The sequence below is a fragment of the Nocardioides hwasunensis genome (assembly GCF_014779665.1).
In the GTDB taxonomy this organism is placed as follows: domain Bacteria; phylum Actinomycetota; class Actinomycetes; order Propionibacteriales; family Nocardioidaceae; genus Nocardioides; species Nocardioides hwasunensis.
The window spans coordinates 323,419-345,322 of the sequence record NZ_JACXYY010000002.1 but is presented as its reverse complement, the minus strand read 5'-3'; the positions used below and the strand labels follow the sequence as shown (position 1 = coordinate 345,322).

Genomic DNA, 21,904 nt, shown 5'->3' with positions numbered 1-21,904 from the left:
GTGCGGGTGGACAGGAGCGACGCCCGGGCCCGGAGTCCCGGCCCGGGCGTCGTCCTTGGGTCGTCAGACCGGGATCAGGAGATCCCGGCTTCCTTGCACAGGTCGGCGAACTTGCCCGTGCAGACGTCCGCGGCCTTCTGGCCACCGTCGTCGATCACGTCGCCCACGTTGTCCTTGGTGATGGACTGCGGGTCGAGCAGGATCGAGGGGACCTCGCTGTCGTCGGAGGAGTCGACCGTGGTGCCGGTGGTCTCGGCGTCCTCACCCTTGGCGAGCGCGATCGCGACGTCGGCCAGCGCACCGGCCTCCTGCGTGGCGGACTTGTAGACCGTCATGCACTGCGTGCCGGCGAGCACGTTCTGCAGGCCCTCGACGGTGGCGTCCTGGCCGGTGACCGGGACCTTGCCGGCCTGGCCGGCACCCTCGAGGATGCTGATCGCCGCGCCGCCGAGGCCGTCGTTGGCCGCGAGCACGCCGTCGACCTTGCCGTCGGCAGCGGTGTAGAGCTGCTGGAAGATCGTGGCGGCCTGCTCGTTGTCCCAGTCCGGCACGGCCTGCTCACCGACGACCGTGTAGTTGCTCATGTCGTCGAGCACGCTGTGCGCGCCCTCGGCGAAGAGCGTGGCGTTGTTGTCGGTGGGCGAACCGTTGAGGTAGACGATGTTGGCGTCCTTGTCGCCGAGGCAGTCCGCCAGGCCCTGGCCCTGCAGCTCGCCGACCTTGGTGTTGTCGAAGGAGACGTAGTACTCCGCCGATCCACCCAGCGTCAGCCGGTCGTAGTCGATGGTCGCCACGCCCTGCGACGCAGCCTTCTCCTGGATGGCCGCGCCCGACTCGGAGTCGAGGTTGACGATCGCGAGGACCGTGACGCCGCTGCCGATCATGCTGTCGGCGATGGTGGTCATCTTCTCGGCGTCGCCCTCGGCGTTCTGGATCTCGTAGTCGACCCCGGCCTCCTTGAAGGCGGACTCGAGGGCCGGGCGGTCCGCGCTCTCCCAGCGCACCGAGGACTCGGTGTCGGGGAGGATGACGCCGATCTTGCCGGTCGCGTCGCCGCCGCCGCTGCCGGCGTCCGACCCGCCGTCCGATCCGCTGTCGGAGTCACTGCCACAGGCGGTCAGCGCCATAGCGGCACCCAGCAGAGGGACGAGAACCAAACTGTGCTTCCGCTTCACGCGAACCGCCTCCTAGCGATTTCTGATCGCACGGTCGGTGGTGGCTCAGCGCCGGACCGCCGTACATATGTTGTTCGACACAACATATGTAGTGATGACGGTCACGTCCAGACCCCACGGGGCGCTGTTGCCGGTTCGTTACCGAGTGGTCGAGACCACCGGGGCGATCAGTGGGCGGGCGGCCGCTTGCGCTGCGGGGCGGGACGGGTCGGGTCGTCGTCGGGACGCTCCACCTCGGCCGGCACCACGATCGGCTTGAGCTGTGCCCAGCCGATGAAGGCCGCCGAGACGACGATCAGCGCGATGCCGGTCCACAGGTTGGCGTTGACGCCGCCCGTCTTCTCCGGCTCGTGCTCGCCGAACAGCCCGGCCAGGGCCAAGATGATGCCGTAGACGCCCATGAGCGCGCCGATGATGTTGCGGATGTCGAAGGCGCCCGCCTTGTGCGGGGCACCGCCGGTCGTGTCGTCGGACATGTCTGCCCCTCTCTCAGAAGGCGAAGTTGAGGATGATGACCATCACCAGCGCGATGCCGGCGAGGGGCACCGTGCGCTGGTACCACGGCATGGCCGCCTCGTGCGGGTCGGTGCGATCCTCCCGGGGCGTCTCGGAGTAGACCAGCCCCTTCAGCTCGGAGGCCGGCTTCGGCTTGGTCACGAGCGAGACGACGATGCTCAGCACGATGTCGACGACGAAGGCGGTCGACGCGGCGAGGAACGCCGCGCCCTGGCCGGGCAGGTCGATGACCCCGGCGGCTGCGAGCCGGTCGACCGCGATGGCGGACAACGTGCCGGCGACCAGGCCGACCCACCCGGCGGTGGGCGTCATCCGCTTCCAGAACATACCGAGGATGAAGGTGGCGAAGAGCGGGGCGTTGAAGAACCCGAACAGCGTCTGCAGGTAGTTCATGACGTTGTCGTAGCCCATGGCGATCTGGGCGGTGAAGATCGCGATGACGGTCGCCGCGACGGTCGCCAGCCGCCCGATCCGCAGGTAGTAGTCGTCGCTGTGGTTCTTGCGGATGTAGCGCTGCCACAGGTCGTAGGAGAAGACGGTGTTGAAGGCCGAGATGTTGGCCGCCATGCCGGCCATGAAGGCTGCCAGCAGACCGGCGATCGCCAGTCCCAGCAGGCCGTTGGGCAGCACGTCGCGCATCAGCAGCAGCAGCGCGTCGTTGTAGGCGACCCCGTCGCCGGAGGCGCCGCCCGCGGGCGAGCCGCCGTTCTTGAGGTCGATCATCTCCTTCACCAAGACGGCGGAGACCATGCCGGGCACGATGACGATGAAGGGGACGAACATCTTCGGGAAGGCCCCGATGATGGGCGTCTTGCGGGCCGCGGAGATCGAGTCGGAGGCCATCGCGCGCTGCACCTCGACGAAGTTCGTCGTCCAGTAGCCGAAGGACAGCACGAAGCCGAGGCCGAAGACGATGCCGATCACCGAGAACAGCGGCGAGTCGAAGCCCGAGAGCGCCTGGCCCGGCCAGGACTCGAGCTGCTGGGCCGCGGGGGCCACACCGGCGCTGGCGGGCGCGCTGTCGGCGGCCGCGGTGATCTTGTCGGTGAGCCCGCTCCAGCCGCCGACGCGGTGCAGGCCGATGAGCGTGAGCGGAAGCAGCGAGGCCACGATCACGAAGAACTGGAGGACCTCGTTGTAGATCGCGGCGCTCAGCCCGCCGAGGGTGATGTACGACAGCACGATCGCGCCGGCGACGACGAGGGCGACCCAGATCGGCCAGCCGAGCAGCGCATGGACGATGCCGGCGAGGAGCGCGAGGTTGACTCCGGCGATGAGCAGCTGCGCGACCGCGAAGCTGATCGCGTTGACCAGGTGGGCCCCGGTGCCGAACCGCTTGAACATGAACTCGGGGACCGAGCGGACCTTGGAGCCGTAGTAGAACGGCATCATCACGACACCGAGGAACAGCATCGCGGGCACCGCGCCGACCCAGAAGTAGTGCACCGTCGGCAGGCCGAACTGCGCGCCGTTGGCCGACATGCCCATGATCTCGACGGCACCGAGGTTGGCGGAGATGAACGCCAGGCCCGTCACCCAGGCGGGCAGCGAGCGGCCCGAGAGGAAGAAGTCGATCGAGTCGGACACCTGTCTCCGGGCCATCACGCCGATGCCGAGCACGAAGCCGAAGTAGATCGCCACCAGCAGGTAGTCGAGCCAGGATGCGTTGATCAAGGTGTCGGACGACATGCGCACCTCCCAAGATTCATGTGTGGGCCATCCAGCAACCTAGACCTGTCACGGCGTGCGGCGCGACCACCCCTGCGAAGGGAGGCTCAGCCCGGTGCGACGAACTGGCTCAGGGTGAGCTCGGCGCCCCACGGGTCGCGGATGCGCACCGTCCGCGCCCAGGTGCCCTCGTCGGTGCTGACGACGCTCGCGCCGAGGCTCTCGGCCCGCTGCGCCGCAGCGTCCCGGTCGGCCACGCTGAACGTCACGTGCCAGTGCGGATGCTCCTCGCCCGTCAGCCCGACTGCTCCGCCGATCGCGTCGGCGAAACCCTCGGGGGCGCCGGCCTGCCGGACCCGGATGTCGGGGTCGACGGTGGCCTCGAGGTGGTCGCCGTAGCCGGGGACCTTGATCGTCGCGCCGGCGTCGGGGCCCATGTCCTCGACCTCCCACCCGAACACCTCGCGGTAGAAGTCGAGGTCGCGCGCGACGTCGGTGGTGTGCAGGTCGCTGAAGTTCCACGCGCCGGGCGCGTTGTTGAGCTGCGAGCCCAGCCGGTTGCGGGCCTGCCACATCCTGAAGACCGCTCCCTCCGGGTCGCGGAGCTCGGCCCACCGCCCGCCGGGGCCCGCGTCGTGCGGACCGTCGACCAGCGTCGCTCCCGCGTCCACCGCGCGCGGCACCATCGCGTCGACGTCGTCCACGGCGACGTACGTCAGCCAGAACGCCTGCTCGCCCTCGCGTGGCTCGATCGCGGCCACGTCGTGACCGTCGAGCGTGGCGACCAGGTACGACGCCGGCACCTCGGGCGGCAGCGCGTCGCGGGTCTGCCAGCCGAGCAGCTCACCGTAGAACGCAGCCGCCGCCGGTGCGTCGGGGACCTGGGCGTCGATCCAGCAGGTGACGCCCTGCGGGTAGGTGTGGGGATTGTCAGCGGTTCCCTTCGCCATGGGCTGGACGCTACGCCGCTCCGACGGTCCGCCGCCAGGCTCGTAGGTCGAAGTCTGCTCGCACCATGCACGAGCGATCTTCGACCTTGGCGTGAGCGAGCCTCAGGTCACTCCCACTCGATGGTGCCCGGGGGCTTGGAGGTGATGTCGAGGGTGACGCGGTTGATCTCCTCGACCTCGTTGGTGATGCGCGTGGAGATGCGCTCCATGACCTCGTAGGGCAGGCGGGCCCAGTCAGCGGTCATCGCGTCCTCGGAGGTGACCGGGCGGATCACGACGGGGTGGCCGTAGGTGCGGCCGTCCCCTTGTACGCCGACGGAGCGGACGTCGGCGAGCAGCACGACGGGCATCTGCCAGATGTCGCGGTCGAGACCGGCGCGGGTGAGCTCCTGGCGGGCGATGGCGTCGGCGCGGCGGAGGATGTCGAGGCGGTCGGCGGTGACCTCTCCGATGATGCGGATGCCGAGGCCCGGGCCGGGGAACGGCTGGCGCCACACCATCTCGGCGGGCAGGCCGAGCTGCTCGCCGACGAGGCGGACCTCGTCCTTGAACAGCGTGCGCAGCGGCTCGACGAGCGCGAACTCGAGGTCCTCGGGCAGGCCGCCGACGTTGTGGTGGGACTTGATGTTGGAGGTGCCCGCGCCGCCGCCGGACTCGACGACGTCGGGGTAGAGGGTGCCCTGCACGAGGAAGCCGACCTTCTCGCCCTGGTCCGCGGCCTCGCCGAGCACGGCGGCCTCGGCGGCCTCGAAGGCGCGGATGAACTCGCGCCCGATGATCTTGCGCTTCTCCTCCGGGTCGGTGACCCCGGCGAGCGCCTGCAGGAAGACCTCCTGCGCGTCGTAGACGTGGAGGTTGACGCCGGTGGCGGCGACGAAGTCGCGCTCGACCTGCTCGGCCTCGCCCTCGCGGAGCAGCCCGTGGTCGACGAAGACGCAGTGCAGCCGGTCGCCGATCGCGCGCTGCACGATGGCGGCCGCGACAGCGGAGTCGACGCCGCCGGAGAGCCCGCAGATGGCCAGGCCGGTGTCGCCGATCTGCTCGCGGACCCGCTCGATCTGCTCCTCGGCGATGTTGAGCATCGTCCAGGTCTGCCGGGCACCGGCGATGTGGTGGAGGAAGTGCTCGAGCACCTTCTGCCCGTGCTCGGAGTGCAGCACCTCCGGGTGCCACTGCACGCCGGCGAGTCCGCGATCGACGTCCTCGAACGCCGCGACCGGGGTGTCCTCGGTCGAGGCCAGGACGGTGAAGCCGTCGGGTGCCTGCGCGACGGAGTCGCCGTGCGACATCCAGACCTTGTGCTCGGCGGGGATGCCCGCGAGCAGCGTGCCCGGCTCGGTCACGGTGACCGGCGTACGTCCGTACTCCCGCGCGCCGGTGTGGGCGACCTCGCCGCCGAGGCCCTTGGCCATCAGCTGGAAGCCGTAGCACATGCCGAAGACCGGGACCCCGGCCGTGAAGACGCCGGTGTCGATGCCGGGGGCACCGTCGGCGTAGACGCTCGAGGGGCCGCCGGACAGGATGATCGCCTGGGGGTTGCGAGCCAGCATGTCGGCGACCGGCATCGTGTGCGGGACGATCTCGGAGTAGACCCGCGCCTCGCGCACGCGCCGCGCGATGAGCTGGGCGTACTGCGCCCCGAAGTCGACGACGAGGACCAGGTCGTGCTCTGCAGGCTGCGTCACGCTCGGAGTCTATCGACGCCCGAGCGGTGCCCGACGCTCCGGTGGGCCCGGCCCAGTCCGGTCCCCGGACCAGGGCCCGGTCGGGGAGGGAGGGTGACCGGACCCTGGCGCTGGACATCCCGGGCGCTGCAGCAGCGCCCGGGACCCGAGAGATCCGACCCTTGGGAGGGAGCGTGACTGCCGGACCCCTCACCCGGCCCAACGACCCCTGCGACCCGTGGTTATGCCTCCGGACGGCTGGTTCTCGGCTCAGCTGACGCCGACGATCGGCAGCCGCAGCGCGCCGGGCGCGGCGTCCGGCACGACCGGGTTCTTCGGCTCGACCGGAGTCAGACGGCGGTACGCCGATCCCAGCGCGGGGCGCGGATCGGCCTCGCCCTTGTTGGGCCAGAACGCCATCGCCCGCTCGGCCTGGGCGGTGATGGTGAGCGACGGGTTGACCCCGAGGTTGGCCGAGACGGCCGAGCCGTCGACCACGTGCAGGCCCTCGTGACCGAACAGCCGCTGCCACGGGTCGACCACGCCGGTCTCCGGCGAGTCGCCGATGGTGCAGCCGCCGATGAAGTGCGCGGTCAGCGGGCGGTCGAAGGGCTCACCGATGTTGCCGCCCGGCGTGCCGCCCATGACCTCGGCCATCCGGCGCACGGCGTCGTAGGCGACCGGGATGTAGGTGGGGTTGGGCCGGCCATGGCCCTGCACGCTCGTCATCCGCCAGCCGAAGCGGCCCTTGACGCCGCGGGTGGTGATCGAGTTGTCGAGCGTCTGCATCACCAACGCGACGACCGTGCGCTCGGACCAGTGCCGGAAGTCGTAGAGGTCGAGGGCGGTGCGACGCTGGGCCCACAGCTCGCGCAGCCACGTGCGCACCCGCGACCGGTCGGGCGTCTGGTCGGCGAGCACGGTCTGCATCAGCGCCATCGCGTTGGAGCCGCGGCCGTAGCGCACCGGCTCGACGTGGGTGACGTCGTCGGGGTGCCACGACGAGGTGATCGCGACACCCTCGGTGTAGTCGGTCTGGCTGCCCGCGGGCGCGAGCGCACCGAGGATGGCCTCGGAGTTGGTGCGGGTCAGCACGCCCAGCCGGTCGCTGATGCCGGGCAGGTCGCCCTCCCCCTTGAGCTGGTGGAGCAGCTTCTGCGTGCCGAGCGCGGCGGCGGAGAAGACGACCTGGTCGGCGGTGAAGGTCCTGGTGGCCGACTGCTTCCCGGTCAGACGTGACAGCTTGGCCTTCGTCCAGCGGGTGGTGACCTCGTAGCCACCGCCCGCACGGGGCCGGACGCGCGTCACGGTGGTGAGCGGATGGACGACCGCACCGGCCTGCTCGGCGAGGTGGAGGTAGTTCTTCACCAGGGTGTTCTTGGCGTTGTGGCGGCACCCGGTCATGCACTCGCCGCAGTTGCGGCAGGCGTTGCGGGCCGGTCCGGCACCGCCGAAGAACGGGTCCTCGACCCGCTCGCCGCCCTGCGCGTCGGGACCACCGAAGAAGACCCCGACGGGCGTCGGGTGGAACGTGTCGCCGACCCCCATGTCGTCGGCGACCTGCCTCATCACCTCGTCGGCGGGCGTGTGGCGCGGGTTGTCCACCACGCCGAGCATCCGCTTGGCCTGGTCGTAGTAGGGGGCGAGCTCGGACTTCCAGTCGGTGATGTGGGCCCAGGACGGGTCCTGGAAGAAGGCGTCGAGCGGCTCGTAGAGAGTGTTGGCGTAGACCAGCGACCCGCCGCCGACGCCGGCTCCGGCGAGGATCAGGCAGTCCTTGACCATGTCGATGCGCTGGATGCCGTACATCCCCAGCGCCGGCGCGAACAGGAAGCGCTTCGCGTCGAACGACGTCGCGGGGAAGTCGTCGTCCGCGAACCGCGCCCCGGCCTCGAGCACCCCGACCCGGTAGCCCTTCTCGGTCAGCCGCAGCGCGGTGACCGAGCCGCCGAAGCCGGACCCGACGACGAGGACGTCGTAGTGCTGGATCTCGGGGGCCCTCACGTCAGGCGCGACCGAGCTTGTCGAGCAGCCGGAGCGAGGCGGTGAGCACCTTGGCGTTGGTCTCCTCCGACATCCCGAACATCGGCGCGATCGGGACCAGCCGCTGCGTGGCGACCGACTGCGCCTCGGTGTAGCGGTGGATGCCCTCCGCGCCCTGACGCCGGCCCATGCCCGACTCGCGCATGCCGCCCATCGGGGCGCCGAGCGAACCGAAGGTGGCGCCGTAGGCCTCGTTGACGTTGACCGTCCCGCACCTGATCCGGCGCGCGATCGCCCGGCCGCGGGTGCCGTCGCGGGTCCAGACCGACGCGTTGAGGCCGTACCCCCCGTCGTTGGCGCGCTCGACCGCCTCGTCCTCGCTGTGGAAGCGGTAGAGCGAGACGACCGGACCGAAGGTCTCCTGGCCGAAGCAGGTCATGTCGGCCGAGACGCCCTCGAGGATCGTGGGCTCGAAGACGAAGGGGCCGAGGTCGGGGCGGTGCCTGCCGCCGGTGAGGACACGCGCCCCCTTGGCGACGGCGTCCTCGACGTGGGCCGTGACGGTGTCGAGCTGGGCCTGCGAGATCAGCGAGCCCATGTCGACCGACCAGTCCTGGCTGGCTCCGAGCGTCAGGGCCTGGGTGCGCGAGACGAAGGCGTCGACGAAGCGGTCGTAGACCTGGTCGGCGACGTAGAGCCGCTCCATGGAGACGCAGAGCTGGCCGGCGTTGGAGAACACCGCGCGCACGGCACCCTCCGCCGCGCGGTGCACGTCGGCGTCGCGCAGGACGAGCATCGGGTTCTTGCCGCCGAGCTCGAGGGAGCAGCCGATGAGCCGCTCGGCGCACCCCTGGGCGATGAGCCGACCGGTGGCGGTCGACCCGGTGAAGCAGACGTAGTCGGCGTGGGCCACGATCGCGCCGCCCACCTCGGGGCCGGGACCGGCCACGACCTGCCACGCATCGGCCGGGATGCCGGCCTCCTCGAGCAGCTGGGCGGCCAGGAGCGCGGTCAGCATGGTCTGGGCGTCGGGCTTGGCGACGACGGCGTTGCCGGCGAGCAGGGCGGGGATGCCGTCGCAGAGCGCCATGGTGAGGGGGTAGTTCCACGGCGAGATGATCCCGACGACGCCCTTCGGCACGCGGTGGACCTCGGCCCGGGTGAGCACCGGGAACATCCCGCCGACGCGACGGCTGTCGAGGTGCTCGTGGGCGGTGCGGGCGTAGTAGCGCGCGGTGAGCGCGACGTGCGCGACCTCGAGGTAGGCGTCCTTGCGGGCCTTGCCCGACTCCCACACCACGAGGTCGATCAGCTCCTCCTGCCGGTCGAGCACGAGGTCGTGCAGCCGGAGCAGGGCGGCGGCCCGCTGGTCGAGCGACGTGGCGGCCCACCCCGCCTGCGACCGGCGAGCCCGGGCGAAGGCCTCGGCCACGTCGGCCGGGCTGGACTGCGGCAGGTGCGCGAGCGGGGTGCCGCCGATCGGCGACGCCACGGGGACCGTCTCGCCGGTGGAGCTGACCACGCGCCGCGTGAGGCCGGCGACGTAGGACCGGTCGAGGGCGTAGGCCGCCGTGCTGTCGTGCTCGGGGTCGGGCGGGCCGTCGGTGAGGGGACCTCGACGACCGGGACCAGCGGGGGTCTGCTCGCTCATCGCTCCAGCGTAGGTCGCGACGCCGGACGTTGCTACTGGTTGGTCACTTCGATCCCGTCACTCGACGTCCGCGACTGGTCGGTCCACTCGTTAGGGTCGGGCGCATGTCGCCCCTCGCCGCCCAGAACCGCCTCGTCGCCGGCACGCTGATCAGCGGGCTGTTCTTCATCGCGCTGGCCCTCTTCTTCGTGCTGCCGACCGACGAGGCTCCCCCGCTCTGGGTGCCGGTGGCCCAGCTGGCGGCGGGTGTCGCGGTGCACGTGCTGGTGGAGACGATCGGCTACCGGCTGACCGCGCTCGACCCGTCCCTCGACGACGACGCCGCGACCGCGCAGGCCATGGTCCGCTACCAGGGAGCGATGATCGTGCGGTTCGCCCTGATCGAGTCGATCGCCATCGCGTCGATCGCACTGGCCTTCGTGCTGCCCGAGGGCGGCTTCCTCGCCTTCGCCGGCGGCGCGGTCGTGTCGCTGGTGCTCATGGGCGTGCACGTGTGGCCGTGGACCCGCCCGGTCGGCCGGTCCGCCGACGCGCTCGAGGCCGGCGGCCGGCGCTCGGGCGTGCGCGAGGCCTTCGGGCTGGGCGGCTCCGGGCCGATCCAGCGTCTCTGAGGTCGGGCCTCAGACGATGTCGGGCGCCTTGACCCGCGCCTCGTCGGCCTCCTGGTCGGTCGGCATGAGCTGGCTCTGCCGCTCGGCCTCGACCCGTCGCAGGTAGTGGTCGACCTCGTCCGCGAGCTGCGCCTCGTCCCACCCGAGTGCGCCGGCCATCAGCTCGGCGGCCGGTCGCGCGGCCGAGATGCCGCGGTCGAAGGTCTCGATCGAGACGCGGGTGCGCCGGGCGAGCACGTCGTCGAGGTGACGCGCGCCCTCGTGCGTGACGGCGTACAGCACCTCGGCGCGCAGGTAGTGCTCCGCGCCCTCGAGCGGCCGGCCGAGGTCCGGGCGCGCGTCGATGAGGGCGAGCACCTCGTCGACGAGCCCGCCGTAGCGGCCGAGCAGGTGGTCGACGACGCCGATGTCGAGCCCCGAGGAGCGGCTCAGCGCGACCCGCTGGTTGGTGCGCGCCTCGTGACCCCACGCGCCCATGAGCGGCACCCGGTCGGTGATCGAGGCGGGCGTCGAGCTGAAGTCGCGGATGGCGTGGTCGACGGCGTCCTTCGCCATCACGCGGTACGTCGTCAGCTTGCCGCCGGCGACCAGCACGAGGCCCGGAACGGGGTTGGCGACCGTGTGCTCGCGCGAGAGCTTGGTGGTCTCCCCCATCTCGCCCTCCTTGCGCATCGGCTTGAGCAGCGGCCGCAGGCCCGCCCAGACGCCGATGACGTCGTGGTGGTCGAGCGGGTCCCTCAGCAGCCGGTTGACGTGGCCGAGGAGGTAGTCGATGTCGGTCTTGCTGGCCGCCGGGTGGGCGAGGTCGAAGTCCCAGGCGGTGTCGGTCGTGCCGATGATCCAGAACTGGCCCCACGGGATCACGAAGAGCACGGACTTCTCGGTCTTGGTGATGAAGCCGCACTCGGAGCGGATCCGGTCCTTCGGCACGACGATGTGGATGCCCTTGCTGGCGTCGACGTCGAGCTGGGCCCGGCCGCCGATGAGGTCCTGCACCTCGTCGGTCCACACGCCTGCGGCGTTGATGACGACCTTGGCGCGGATCTCGAGGTCACGCTGGCCCTCGAGGTCGCGGGCGGTGACGCCGACGATCCGGTCGGTCCCGTCGGCGTCGGACCGCAGGAAGCCCGTGACCTTGGTGCGGGTGGCGACGTGCGCGCCGTTGTTGGCCGCCGTGCGCGCGATGGTCATCACCAGGCGCGCGTCGTCGACCTGGCAGTCGTAGTAGCGGATCGCGCCGTGGAGCTTCTCGGTGCGGACGTCGGGTGCCATCCGCGCGAGCTGCTTGCGGAAGACGTGCTTGTGCTTCGGCACGCCCATGTCGTACTTGCCGGCCATCGCCATGCCGTCGTAGAGCGCGACGCCGGCACCGACGTAGGGCCGCTCCCACGCGTGCTCGAGCGGGTAGAGGAACGGCACCGGGCGTACGAGGTGGGGCGCGAGCCGGGTGAGCAGCAGGCCGCGCTCCTCGAGCGCCTCCTTGACCAGCGCGAAGTCGAGCATCTCCAGGTAGCGCAGGCCGCCGTGGACGAGCTTGGACGAGCGCGACGACGTGCCGGACGCCAGGTCGCGCTGCTCGACCAGGCCGACCTTCAGGCCTCGCGTCACCGCGTCGAGCGCCGCACCGACCCCGACGATGCCGCCGCCGACCACGAGCACGTCGAGCTCGCCGGAGCCGAGGTGGTCGAGCGCGTCCGCCCGCTGGTCGGCGTCGAGGGCGCGCGCGAGGCTCATGCCGCCAGTCTGTCAGGCGCGTGTTCGGGCGTCGGGCGCAGCCGGGCGCCACGACGCTGGAGGACGACATCGAGCTTGGCGGTGGTGCGGCAGGGTCGGCCGACGACCTGGCCCCAGGTGAGGCGTACGGAGTCTCGTCCGGCGACGGCCAGGTCGAGGTCGCGCTCGAAGTCGCGATCACGCTGCTCGGCGGTGTCGTGGAACAGCCGGCCGTCGAGCTCGATCGCGAGCTCGAGGACGTCGGCATCCCGGTAGACGACGCCGCTCGCCGTCACCACGCGGACCTGACGGATGGCCGGGGTCAACCCGTGCGGATGCTCGACCCGGGTGAGGTAGGCGTGCTCGAGGACCGAGCAGGTCCCGCCCGCCACGTCGATGAGAACGCCCTGCAGGAAGTCCCGCTGCCGGGCTCGCGTCCGCGTGGTCAGCAGCTCCGCCATGCGTACGGCGGTGGTGCGGCGGGTCTGCACGGCGCGCGCGACCGCGACGATGGCCTCCATCTCGGACCGGGCCGTGGTCCCCGCGTGCGCGGCCCGGGCCGTCGGCCGCTCTCATCGCCGAGGTGCCGACCAGAGCTGCCGGCCAGGCGTAGTGGACCGCCGCCCAGGCGCGTTGCATCCACGTCGCCTCGCCGGTGTGGGCGACGTACACCCGCGGCAGCAGCCGCACCAGGTCACGCCGGCGCTCCAGGCGACGGAGATCGTGGGGGAGCAGTCCGCGCTCGAGCGCCTGGTGGCGTGAGACGACGCCCGCCTGGAGCCCGATCACCCCACCACCACGTCAGTGCTGGACGACGACCTCGATGCGCTGGAACTCCTTGACCTCGGTGTAGCCCGTGGTGGCCATCGCGCGGCGCAGCGCGCCGACGAGGTTCATCGTGCCGTCGGCGACCCGCGAGGGGCCGAACATGATCTCCTGCAGCGAGCCGACCGGGGAGAACCCGACGCGCTCGCCGCGGGGCAGCTCGGAGTGGGTGGCCTCGCTCCCCCAGTGGAAGCCGCGGCCGGGGGCCTCGGTGGCGCGGGCGAGCGGGGAGCCGATCATCACCGCGTCGGCCCCGCAGGCGATGGCCTTGGCGATGTCGCCCGAGCTGCCGATCGAGCCGTCGGCGATGACGTGGACGTAGCGACCGCCGGACTCGTCGAGGTAGTCGCGGCGGGCGGCGGCGACGTCGGCGACGGCGCTGGCCATCGGGACGGCGACACCGAGCACGGTGCGGGTGGTGTGGGCGGCGCCGCCACCGAAGCCGACGAGCACGCCCGCGGCGCCGGTGCGCATCAGGTGGAGCGCGGCCTGGTAGGTCGCGCAGCCGCCGACGATGACGGGGACGTCGAGCTCGTAGATGAACTCCTTGAGGTTCAGCGGCTCGGACCGGCTGCTGACGTGCTCGGCGGAGACGGTGGTGCCACGGATGACGAACATGTCCACACCCGCCTCGACGACGGCCTTGACGTGCTCCTTGGTGCGCTGCGGCGACAGGGACCCGGCCACGGTGACGCCGGCGGCGCGCATCTCCTTCAGCCGGGCGGTGATCAGCTCGGGCTTGATCGGCTCGGTGTAGATCTCCTGCATCCGCCGCGTGGCCTCGGAGCCCTGGAGCTCCGCGACCTCCTCGAGCAGCCCGGTGGGGTCGTCGTACCGCGTCCAGAGGCCCTCGAGGTTGAGCACCCCGAGCCCGCCCATCTGGCCCAGTGCGATGGCGGTCGACGGCGACATCACCGAGTCCATCGGCGCGGCCACGACGGGGATGTCGAAGCGGTAGGCGTCGATCTGCCAGGCGGTGCTGACCTCCTCGGGGTCGCGCGTGCGCCGCGAGGGCACGATCGCGATGTCGTCGAAGGAGTAGGCGCGGCGACCGCGCTTGGCACGGCCGATCTCGATCTCGGTCACGGCCGCAGCCTATCGGCGCCGACCGCGGCGCCCCCCGCGTGGTGCACGTCTCGGCAACGCTTTGGCAAAACCACCACGCGGGGCGCGCGCCGTGCCTACCGTCGATCAGGTGGGGATCTGGGGAACAGGGACGCGTGCGCTCGCGGTCGGCTGCATCGCAGCCGGGCTGCTGAGCGTGTCGGTGGCGTCCGCGCAGGCGAGCGACGACTACCCGTACGCGTGGCAGGGCCAGTGCCCGATCGTGCCGCAGGAGCCGATCGAGGAGCCGACCCCCACCCCGACCCCGACACCCACCCCGTCCCCCGAGCACCAGGGCAAGCCCGGCAAGCCCGGCGAGCCCGGCGAGTCCGTGGCGCCCGAGGCCGAACCGCCACCACCTCCGCCACCGGTCCTCGACCCGGTGTCGGGCCACCTCTACGACCCGCGCGGCCCGAAGCCGACGTGCGCTCGACGGGTGTGGGCGATCAACGGCTCCATCGGCGACCCGTGGGGCTTCGTGCTGCGCAACTGCACGAGCTTCGTCGCCTGGCGCCTGCACGAGCGCAACGGCATGGGGGGCTTCGCCAACGACATGGCCGGCGAGCACTGGGGCAACGCGAACAACTGGGACGACACCGCCCGCCGCCTGGGCTATCGCGTGGACGACGTGCCGGCGATCGGCGCCGTCGCGCAGACCGACGACGGCCGGGTCGGCCACGTCGCCTGGGTCTCTGCGGTCGGACCGGGCACGGTGACGGTCGAGGAGTACAACCACGCCGTCCCGGGCGGCTACGGCACGCGCACCGTCCCGGTCGGTGACTTCCGCTACCTGCACCTGGCCGACGTGGCCCCGTCGCCGCTGATCGGCTCGGACCGACCGGTCGTCTCGGTGGCCGACCGGCTCGGCGAGTCGTGGACCGCACGCGTCGACGACGCCGGCACCCTCCTCGTCTCCCGCCCCGGCCGACCGGCCCGGGTCGCGGGTCCGCGGGAGGTGTTCTCGCCCGTCGTGGCACCCGCCCTCGTCCTCGACCGCCGCGGCGTCCCGTGGGTGGCCGCGACGACCCGCGACGGCCGGGTGCTCGTCGGCACCCTGCGCAAGGGGCGCTTCACCCTCCGGGGCCTCGCTGCGTCGGCGACGACCGCCAGCCCCGCGCTGGCCGTGTCGCGCACCGGTCGTCCGACCCTGGCCACGACCTCCCCGACCGGCACCCTCACCGTCCGGCGCCTGACCCAGCACCACGGGTGGAGCCGGGCAGCCAGGATCGGGGCGCCCGGCTCGTGGGCCACGCACACGGCGCCGGTCCTCGGACCCGACGGCACCGGTGACACGCTCCTCGTCGCGGTGGGCCGCGCCGGGGCGACCTACACCCGTGCGCTCGAGCGCGGACGGCTCGTCCGGCTGCGCGGAGAGGCAGGATCCATCACCTCGACGCCGGCACTGACCAGCACGGGCGACGGGACGACGTACGTCCACCAGGTCACCGCGTCCGGCCGACTGGTCGTCCGCACGCGGACCGCCGGCCAGTGGAGCAGGCCCCGCGCCCTCGACGGCGACTGGTCGCCCTACGCCTCGCCCGCGGTCGGCGAGGTCGTCGGCGGGCTGCAGGTCGCGGCGCTCGACGCACGAGGCACGCTGCTCGTGCGGGCCGCAGTGCCGGGCGAGCGCTCGCGCGTCGCCGGCCGGATCCGCTCCACCGGGGACCCGACCCGGTCCCCCGGGCTCGTCACCCGCAGCAACGCCGGGGTCTTCGTGGTCGACGGCCAGGGCCGCACCGCGCGTGCGCGCCTGCTCGCCCGTCCGGCGTCGGCCGTGGCCGGACGCACCACGCCGACGCGCGCCGGATTCACCGCCTGAGGGCTCAGTCGACGGGTCGGACCGCCGCGACGAGCGAACGCCGCAGCCACGCCGTGAAGCGCTCGCGGCTCCAGCCGCGGTGCGGCACCAGGGTGAGGTAGGTCTCCGCGCGGGTCAGCAGGTAGACCTCGTCGACGGCGTCCGGGCCGAGCGGGCCGGTGGCGATCGCGCGGACGAGCGCCTGCGTCGCGACGAGGTGCCCGTCCCGGGCGGCGTCGAGCAGCACCTTCAGACGCGGGTCCTGGTCGGCGCCCTGGATCAGGACCGGGACGAACGGCGCCATCGGCTCGAGCGAGTCGTGGACGAACGCCACGATGCGGTCCAGCCGCACCTCGAGATCGGGCTCGTCCTCGAGGCGCATCGCCGCGAAGGCCTGCGGCAGCGGGAGCCCGTCGCCGAAGCTCCGCGAGCGCATCGCGGCCATGAACAGCTCCTGCTTGCCGCCGAAGGTCTTGCTGACGAGCTCGGGCGAGACGCCGGCCTCGCGGGCGACCACGGCGATCGTCGTGCCGGCCCAGCCGTGCTCGGTGAAGAGCCGTGCGGCGGTCGCGGTGACCCGGGCGCGACGCTCCTCGGCCGCCGCTCGGCGACCGCTGGCGTCATAGGACCGACGTGTCGGCGACTTCTCGCCCTTCACGGCCCCAACCCTAGGTCACCGGAGGCGTTCGCCATCGACGCCGGCCCCGTGGCCCGGCGTCGACGCGAACGCACCGGCCGGGTGATCCTGCTGGTCTCGCCCCCACGACGACCTGCCGTGCCCCACGCACGTACACCCGGCTCCCCCATTGGATACCCCGCAACTGTAATGAATGGATGCGGCGTCCGCAGGCGATACACGCGCGGTCTGGACCACCGGACGACGACGCGGCCGCGCGCGCAGCGGCGCGGCCACCTCGCCGGGTGACCGCGCCGCTCCTCCTGCTGGATCGACAGCGAGGCGTCAGCGTCCGGCGTAGGCCCAGGACGTGACGTTCTCGGTGTCCTCCTCACCCGTGAAGCCCTCGACGGGGGCATAGGTGTCGGTCACGAACTCGATGTTCTCGTCGTCCGCGGTGCCACCGATGTTGTCCGGCCCGACGCCGTAGAGGTTCTGGCCGAAGTTGGCGCCGCCGGAGTCCATCATGTTGTGCACGTCGTCGGCGTTGTCGGTGTGGTAGTTCCCGATCGTGTGGCCCACCTCGTGGGCGGTCACGTTGGCGACCGCCTGCGAGACGAACGCGATCCGGTCGCTCTCGGCGCCCATGAAGGTGTTGAGCGACGACTCCGGTCCGGCCGGCGCGCTCAGCACGTCGAGCAGCACGATCGCCTCGTCCTGGTGCCCGAAGTTGCCCGGGTCGATGTACTGGGCGATGCCGATCGTGCTGATGCCGGTCTCGGCGATCGTGCCGGCGACGTAGATGCGCGACACGTTCTCCTGGCCGATCAGCTCGGGGTTGGTGCGGGCGTTGAGCACCTCGACGTTCACCGCCGGGTTGGTGCCGGCGATCTCGGCCTGCAGGTTGCGACGCACCTGGTTGACGATGCGGTTCTCCACCTTGCGGGCGTCGGCGCGCGAGATGCCCCACTGCGGGACGAATGCCGCGAACGGCGACACGGTGCGCACGCCCGGTCCGCCCCAGGTGCCGGTGTTGACCCGGCCGGGAGCGAAGTCGAGCAACACCGTCTGCGTGCGCCCGCGGTCGGCCTGGGTGCCGGGCCGGTAGGCCTCGAGCGTCACGTCGTAGGACCCCGTGGCCCCGGAGACCTCGAGGGAGTACCAGCCGGCCTCCTCGGCCACGTAGGCGATGGTGGTGTTGCCGCCGCCGGGGAGCGGCGAGGTCGGCGGGTAGAGCGAGGACGCGTCGGTCTGGACGCCGCCCACGCGCTGCTCCCCCGACGGCGTCCGCACGGTCAGGCCGGTCACCGCACCGGTGCCGGTCGAGCCGATGGTGTCGCCGGGACGCAGTCGCACGGAGTAGAAGTCGGCGTCGAGCTTCGTGCTCGACAGCGCCAGCGTGTAGTCGCCGACGTCTGCGCCGCCAGCGCCGCTGCCCGAGTCGAACGGGTCGGCCGGCAGCGGGTCGGAGGCATAGCCGCCGACCATGACGTAGTAGGTGCCGGGCTCGGTGGGCTTGTAGGTCAGCTCGCTCGCGAACGTGCCGAAGGCCGCGTCGTCGTTGGCCGCGACGGGCTCACCGTCGGCGGTGTAGACGACCAGGATCGTGTCGGTGGTCGCCGGGCTGCCGACCGTCGAGGCGGTGAGCGTCATGCCCGCACCGACCTCGACCGCGAAGAAGTCGTAGTCGTTGGAGCCGTCGCCGGTGAGTCCGTGGGGGCCGTCGCCGAGCACGGAGTCGGTCGTGGCGGAGCCCGAGCCGTCGATGCCCGAGTCAGTGGCCAGCGGGATCGCGCCCTGGTCCTCCTCGGTGGTGATCTCGGCGGGGGTCGAGGCCGGGGGCGGGGTCAGCTCGCCCAGGATCCGGACGGCCGGCATCTTGGCGGCACCGGTGCCGAACGGCGCGATCGGCTCGGCGTCGGCGTGCGAGTCGTTGGAACCGGCGGTGCCGGCAGGCTCCTCCTCGTCGTGCACGAACGGCGTCAGCGCGGCGCGGGCGGCGACGCCCGTGCGGTTGGCGGTCAGGCCGTCCCGGCGCAGCTTGGCCAGCTTGGCCGAGTCGGCACGCGCGGCGGCGTCGGCCGCCATCTTGCGCTGCCACCCGAAGTAGTCGGCATCCTCGATGTCCGGCAGGTTGGCGAGGTAGGGGTTGGGGTTGGTGGCCGCCGAGAGTGCGGCGGCTCCCGTCTCCTTGTCGGCGACCTGGATGCCCAGGTCGAGGGCCGTCTGCTGCGACGGCGTGACGCCGTCGCCGCCGGCTGGTGCGGCGGTCGACAGGGCCGGTGTGACGATGGCGAGCAGGCCGGCACAGCCGGTCGCCACCAGTAGATTTCTGCGCACTGAAGCGCTCCTCCCGAGAGAACCCGGGACCGAGCACGTCATCGCCGGTGGATCACACCGCCGCGGGGCCCGATCCCCTGACACAGGTCAACGTAGACCCATGCGTGCCGGTTCGCACAGGCCCTACTTTGGTCGACGACCTCACGAACCGCTGTAGTTCGGCGCCTCGACCGTCATCTGCACGCCGTGCGGGTGGCTCTCCTTGAGCGAGGCGGAGGTGATGCGGACGAACCTGCCGCGGTCCTGGAGCTCGGGGATGGTGCGCGCCCCGACGTAGAACATCGACTGGTTCAGGCCGCCGACCAGCTGGTGGGTCACGGCGGACAGCGGGCCGCGGTAGGCGACCTGGCCCTCGATGCCCTCGGGCACGATCTTGTCGTCGCTGGCGACCTCGGCCTGGAAGTAGCGGTCCTTGGAGTACGACTTCTTGCCGCGGCTGCTCATCGCGCCGAGGGAGCCCATCCCGCGGTAGGACTTGAACTGCTTGCCGTTGACGAAGACGACCTCGCCCGGCGACTCCTCGCAGCCGGCGAGCATCGAGCCGACCATCACGGCGTCGGCGCCGGCGACGAGGGCCTTGGCGATCTCGCCGGAGTGCTTCATGCCACCATCGGCGATCAGCGGGACGCCGGCCGGCTTCGTGGCGAGGGACGCCTCGTAGACCGCGGTGACCTGCGGCACGCCCACGCCGGTGACGACGCGGGTGGTGCAGATCGAGCCGGGGCCGACGCCGACCTTGACCGCGTCGGCGCCGGCGTCGACGAACGCCTGGGCACCCTCGCGGGTGGCGACGTTGCCGCCGATGACCTGGACGTGGCGGGTGGCAGGGTCGGTCTTGAGCCGGCGCACCATGTCGAGCAGCAGGTGGACGTGGCCGTGGGCGGTGTCGGCGACGAGCACGTCGACGCCGGCCTCGATGAGCGTGGTGGCCCGCTCCCAGGCGTCGCCGAAGTAGCCGATGGCGGCACCGACGAGCAGCCGGCCGTCGGCGTCGTACGACGCGTGCGGGAACTGCTCGCCCTTGACGAAGTCCTTGACGGTGATGAGGCCGACCAGTCGTCCCTCGCCGTCGACCAGCGGGAGCCGCTCGCGCTTGTGGGCCCGCAGCAGGGCGGTGGCGTCGTCACGGGAGATGCCCTCCGCGCCGGTGATCAGGCCCTCGCTCGTCATCACCTCGTCGACCTTCGTGGTGGCCCACTCGGCGACCGGGGTGAAGCGCAGGTCGCGGTTGGTGATGATGCCGAGGAGGTGGTCGTCGAGGTCGACGACCGGCAGGCCGGAGACGCGGTACTCCCCGCAGATGCGGTCGAGCTCCTCCAGCGTCGCGTCGGGGCCGATGGTGACCGGGTTGGAGATGATCCCGGTCTGGGTGCGCTTGACGAGGTCGACCTGGCGGGCCTGGTCCTCGATGGACAGGTTGCGGTGGAGCACGCCGATGCCGCCCTCGCGGGCCATCGCGATCGCCATGCGCGACTCGGTCACCGTGTCCATCGCGGCACTGACCAGCGGCACCCGGATCGAGATCTCACGGGTCAGGCGGGCGGTGGTGTCGATGTCACTGGGGGCGAGGTCGGACTCGCCCGGCAGCAGCAGCACGTCGTCATAGGTGAGGCCCAGCGCGGCAAACTTCTCAGGGATCTCCACACCGTCATCCTACGGCGGCGTGGTCTGCTCTGGGACAGTGGCCGGATGGGGGTCGGGGCGCGGTTCGAGGTGCCGTTCGGGACGTGGTGGGGCTCGCGGTCCGGGCCTGGCTTCTCCCGCGTCGTGTGGGTCGCAGCAGTCCTCGCGTTCCTCGCCCGGTTCCCCTCGTTGTTGTGGCCCCTGCGCCCCGACGAGGCGGGCTTCCTGCTGGTCGCACGAGCCTGGCACCCCGAGCCGGACTCGGTCTACGGCCACTACTGGGTGGACCGTCCTCCCCCGATCATCGCGCTGATGAAGCTGACCGACTGGGTCGGCGGGCCCTACGCCCACCGCTTCGTCGGCGCGCTCGCGTGCTCGGCGCTGGTGCTGTGCGCGGCGGGTGCGACGCGCGAGGTGGCACGGCGCATGGGCGTGGTCGACGACACGGCGCTGCGGCAGCTGCCCGGGTGGGTGGCGGTCGCGGCGGCCGGCCTGGTCGTCAACGCCCAGATCGACTCCGCCGGGGCGAAGGGCGAGCTGTTCGGCATCCCGCTCGTGATGGGCGCGTGCTGGCTGGCGCTCCGAGCCGTGCGTCGCGTCTCGACGTGGGACGCCTTCTGGGCCGGCGCGCTGGCGATGCTCGCCGTCGGGATGAAGCAGAGCATCGTGGGCGGTCTGGTCTTCGGCGCAGTCCTGCTGGTCGCCTCGGGACTCGCCGGTCACCTGCCCTGGCGCTCGGTCGCCCGGTGCGGCGCCGCGGCGGCGGCGGGCGCTGCCGTGCCGGTGCTCACGGTGGTCGGCTGGGCGCTCGTGGCCGGCGTACGGCTCGGGACCCTGTGGTACGTCGTCGTGTCGTTCCGGTCCGACGCCAGCCGGGTGATCGCCGCCCAGACCTCGGCGGCCGCCACCAGCCGGATCAGCGTGCTCCTGCTGGTCTTCGTGGGCTCCGGGATGGTGTTCCTGCTCGTCTGCTTCCTCGCGCGCATCCGCGGCCTCGTGCGGCGCGACCTCGTGCTGGTGTCTGCGATCGTCGCCGTGCTGGCCGTCGACCTGGCGGGCGTCGCCGTCAGCGGCAGCTACTGGACGCCGTACCTCTTCGTGCCCATGCCCGGGATCGCGCTCGCGGTGGCCGCACTGGTGGCGCACGGCCACCTCGACCGGCGGTGGCACCTGGTCACCCCGGCCGCGGTGGCCTTCGTGGTGGCCTCGAGCGTGTTCTCCCTGGTCGGCTGGACGAGCGCGTGGGTGGCGGGGCGGGTGCCGACCGAGGTCCGCACCGGTGAGGCGATCGCCGCTGCGGAGCGGCTGGGTGACCGGGTGCTGGTCTACGGCGGCCGCGCCGACATCCAGTGGGCCAGCGGTGCGCAGTCGCCCTACCCCTACCTCTGGTCGCTCCCCATGCGCGTGCTCGACCCGAGGCTCAAGGACCTGCACTCGGTGCTGACCGGTGCCAACCCGCCCACCTGGTTCGTCCAGGCGACGTTCGTCAACGCGTGGAGCGAGCTCGGCACCCGGCCGATCGAGCGGTCCCTCCTCAGCAAGTACGACTACGTGACGACCGCCTGCGGCCGCTACCGGATCTACCGGCTCAACTCGGTCGACCCCGTCACGCTCGACGTCGACTGCACGACGCCCTACCGGACGATCTGGGGCCGATAGGGCGTGCG

The 21,904-nt window shown here is 71.9% G+C and carries 16 protein-coding genes; 3 read left to right on the top strand and 13 right to left on the bottom strand.

Annotated features, from left to right (window positions below; translation table 11 throughout):
• Nucleotides 1-74: 74 nt before the first annotated feature.
• From IEZ25_RS05665 to IEZ25_RS05635, 7 genes are all read right to left on the bottom strand, one after another.
• On the bottom strand, nucleotides 75-1,127 hold the full coding sequence (locus IEZ25_RS05665) for a sugar ABC transporter substrate-binding protein (RefSeq protein WP_224748504.1): 1,053 nt from the start codon (nucleotides 1,125-1,127) through the stop codon (nucleotides 75-77).
• Nucleotides 1,128-1,342: 215 nt separating this feature from the next.
• Entirely contained in the window at nucleotides 1,343-1,651 is a 309-nt protein-coding gene (locus IEZ25_RS05660) for a hypothetical protein (protein ID WP_191198423.1), read from the bottom strand.
• Nucleotides 1,652-1,664: 13 nt separating this feature from the next.
• Entirely contained in the window at nucleotides 1,665-3,380 is a 1,716-nt protein-coding gene (locus tag IEZ25_RS05655; RefSeq protein WP_191198422.1) for a sodium:solute symporter family protein, read from the bottom strand.
• 86 nt (nucleotides 3,381-3,466) lie between these two features.
• Nucleotides 3,467-4,309 (bottom strand): VOC family protein, encoded by an 843-nt coding sequence (locus IEZ25_RS05650; RefSeq protein WP_191198421.1) that lies wholly within the window; start codon nucleotides 4,307-4,309, stop codon nucleotides 3,467-3,469.
• Nucleotides 4,310-4,416: 107 nt separating this feature from the next.
• The gene (gene guaA / locus IEZ25_RS05645) at nucleotides 4,417-5,994 is read right to left on the bottom strand and encodes a glutamine-hydrolyzing GMP synthase (RefSeq protein WP_191198420.1); all 1,578 of its coding nucleotides are present in this window, start codon (nucleotides 5,992-5,994) and stop codon (nucleotides 4,417-4,419) included.
• A gap of 249 nt (nucleotides 5,995-6,243) precedes the next feature.
• The gene (locus IEZ25_RS05640) at nucleotides 6,244-7,977 is read right to left on the bottom strand and encodes a GMC family oxidoreductase (protein WP_318152062.1); all 1,734 of its coding nucleotides are present in this window, start codon (nucleotides 7,975-7,977) and stop codon (nucleotides 6,244-6,246) included.
• A 1-nt stretch (nucleotide 7,978) separates the two neighbouring features.
• Entirely contained in the window at nucleotides 7,979-9,607 is a 1,629-nt protein-coding gene (locus IEZ25_RS05635) for a succinic semialdehyde dehydrogenase (protein WP_191198419.1), read from the bottom strand.
• Nucleotides 9,608-9,711: 104 nt separating this feature from the next.
• Here IEZ25_RS05635 and IEZ25_RS05630 point away from each other — a divergent pair, with 104 nt between their 5' ends.
• A complete protein-coding gene (locus IEZ25_RS05630; RefSeq protein ID WP_191198418.1) occupies nucleotides 9,712-10,218 on the top strand; it encodes a hypothetical protein in 507 nt (168 codons plus the stop codon).
• A 9-nt stretch (nucleotides 10,219-10,227) separates the two neighbouring features.
• Here IEZ25_RS05630 and IEZ25_RS05625 read toward each other — a convergent pair whose 3' ends face one another.
• The 3 genes from IEZ25_RS05625 to IEZ25_RS05615 all read right to left on the bottom strand — a co-directional run bounded on the left by IEZ25_RS05625 (nucleotide 10,228) and on the right by IEZ25_RS05615 (nucleotide 13,842).
• Entirely contained in the window at nucleotides 10,228-11,952 is a 1,725-nt protein-coding gene (locus tag IEZ25_RS05625) for a glycerol-3-phosphate dehydrogenase/oxidase (protein ID WP_191198417.1), read from the bottom strand.
• A complete protein-coding gene (locus tag IEZ25_RS05620; RefSeq protein ID WP_224748503.1) occupies nucleotides 11,949-12,452 on the bottom strand; it encodes a hypothetical protein in 504 nt (167 codons plus the stop codon). Before IEZ25_RS05620 ends, IEZ25_RS05625 begins: the two co-directional genes overlap by 4 nt.
• Nucleotides 12,453-12,732: 280 nt before the next feature.
• A complete protein-coding gene (locus IEZ25_RS05615; protein WP_191198416.1) occupies nucleotides 12,733-13,842 on the bottom strand; it encodes a GuaB3 family IMP dehydrogenase-related protein in 1,110 nt (369 codons plus the stop codon).
• Between the two features lie 109 nt (nucleotides 13,843-13,951).
• Here IEZ25_RS05615 and IEZ25_RS05610 point away from each other — a divergent pair, with 109 nt between their 5' ends.
• Entirely contained in the window at nucleotides 13,952-15,679 is a 1,728-nt protein-coding gene (locus tag IEZ25_RS05610) for a CHAP domain-containing protein (RefSeq protein ID WP_191198415.1), read from the top strand.
• Between the two features lie 4 nt (nucleotides 15,680-15,683).
• Here the strand turns inward: IEZ25_RS05610 and IEZ25_RS05605 are convergent, their stop codons facing one another.
• The 3 genes from IEZ25_RS05605 to guaB all read right to left on the bottom strand — a co-directional run bounded on the left by IEZ25_RS05605 (nucleotide 15,684) and on the right by guaB (nucleotide 20,258).
• On the bottom strand, nucleotides 15,684-16,316 hold the full coding sequence (locus IEZ25_RS05605) for a TetR family transcriptional regulator (protein ID WP_191198414.1): 633 nt from the start codon (nucleotides 16,314-16,316) through the stop codon (nucleotides 15,684-15,686).
• A 303-nt stretch (nucleotides 16,317-16,619) separates the two neighbouring features.
• On the bottom strand, nucleotides 16,620-18,596 hold the full coding sequence (locus tag IEZ25_RS05600) for a pre-peptidase C-terminal domain-containing protein (protein WP_191198413.1): 1,977 nt from the start codon (nucleotides 18,594-18,596) through the stop codon (nucleotides 16,620-16,622).
• Between the two features lie 159 nt (nucleotides 18,597-18,755).
• On the bottom strand, nucleotides 18,756-20,258 hold the full coding sequence (guaB, locus tag IEZ25_RS05595) for an IMP dehydrogenase (protein ID WP_191198412.1): 1,503 nt from the start codon (nucleotides 20,256-20,258) through the stop codon (nucleotides 18,756-18,758).
• A 45-nt stretch (nucleotides 20,259-20,303) separates the two neighbouring features.
• Here guaB and IEZ25_RS05590 point away from each other — a divergent pair, with 45 nt between their 5' ends.
• Nucleotides 20,304-21,896 (top strand): hypothetical protein, encoded by a 1,593-nt coding sequence (locus IEZ25_RS05590; RefSeq protein WP_191198411.1) that lies wholly within the window; start codon nucleotides 20,304-20,306, stop codon nucleotides 21,894-21,896.
• Nucleotides 21,897-21,904 lie beyond the last annotated feature (8 nt).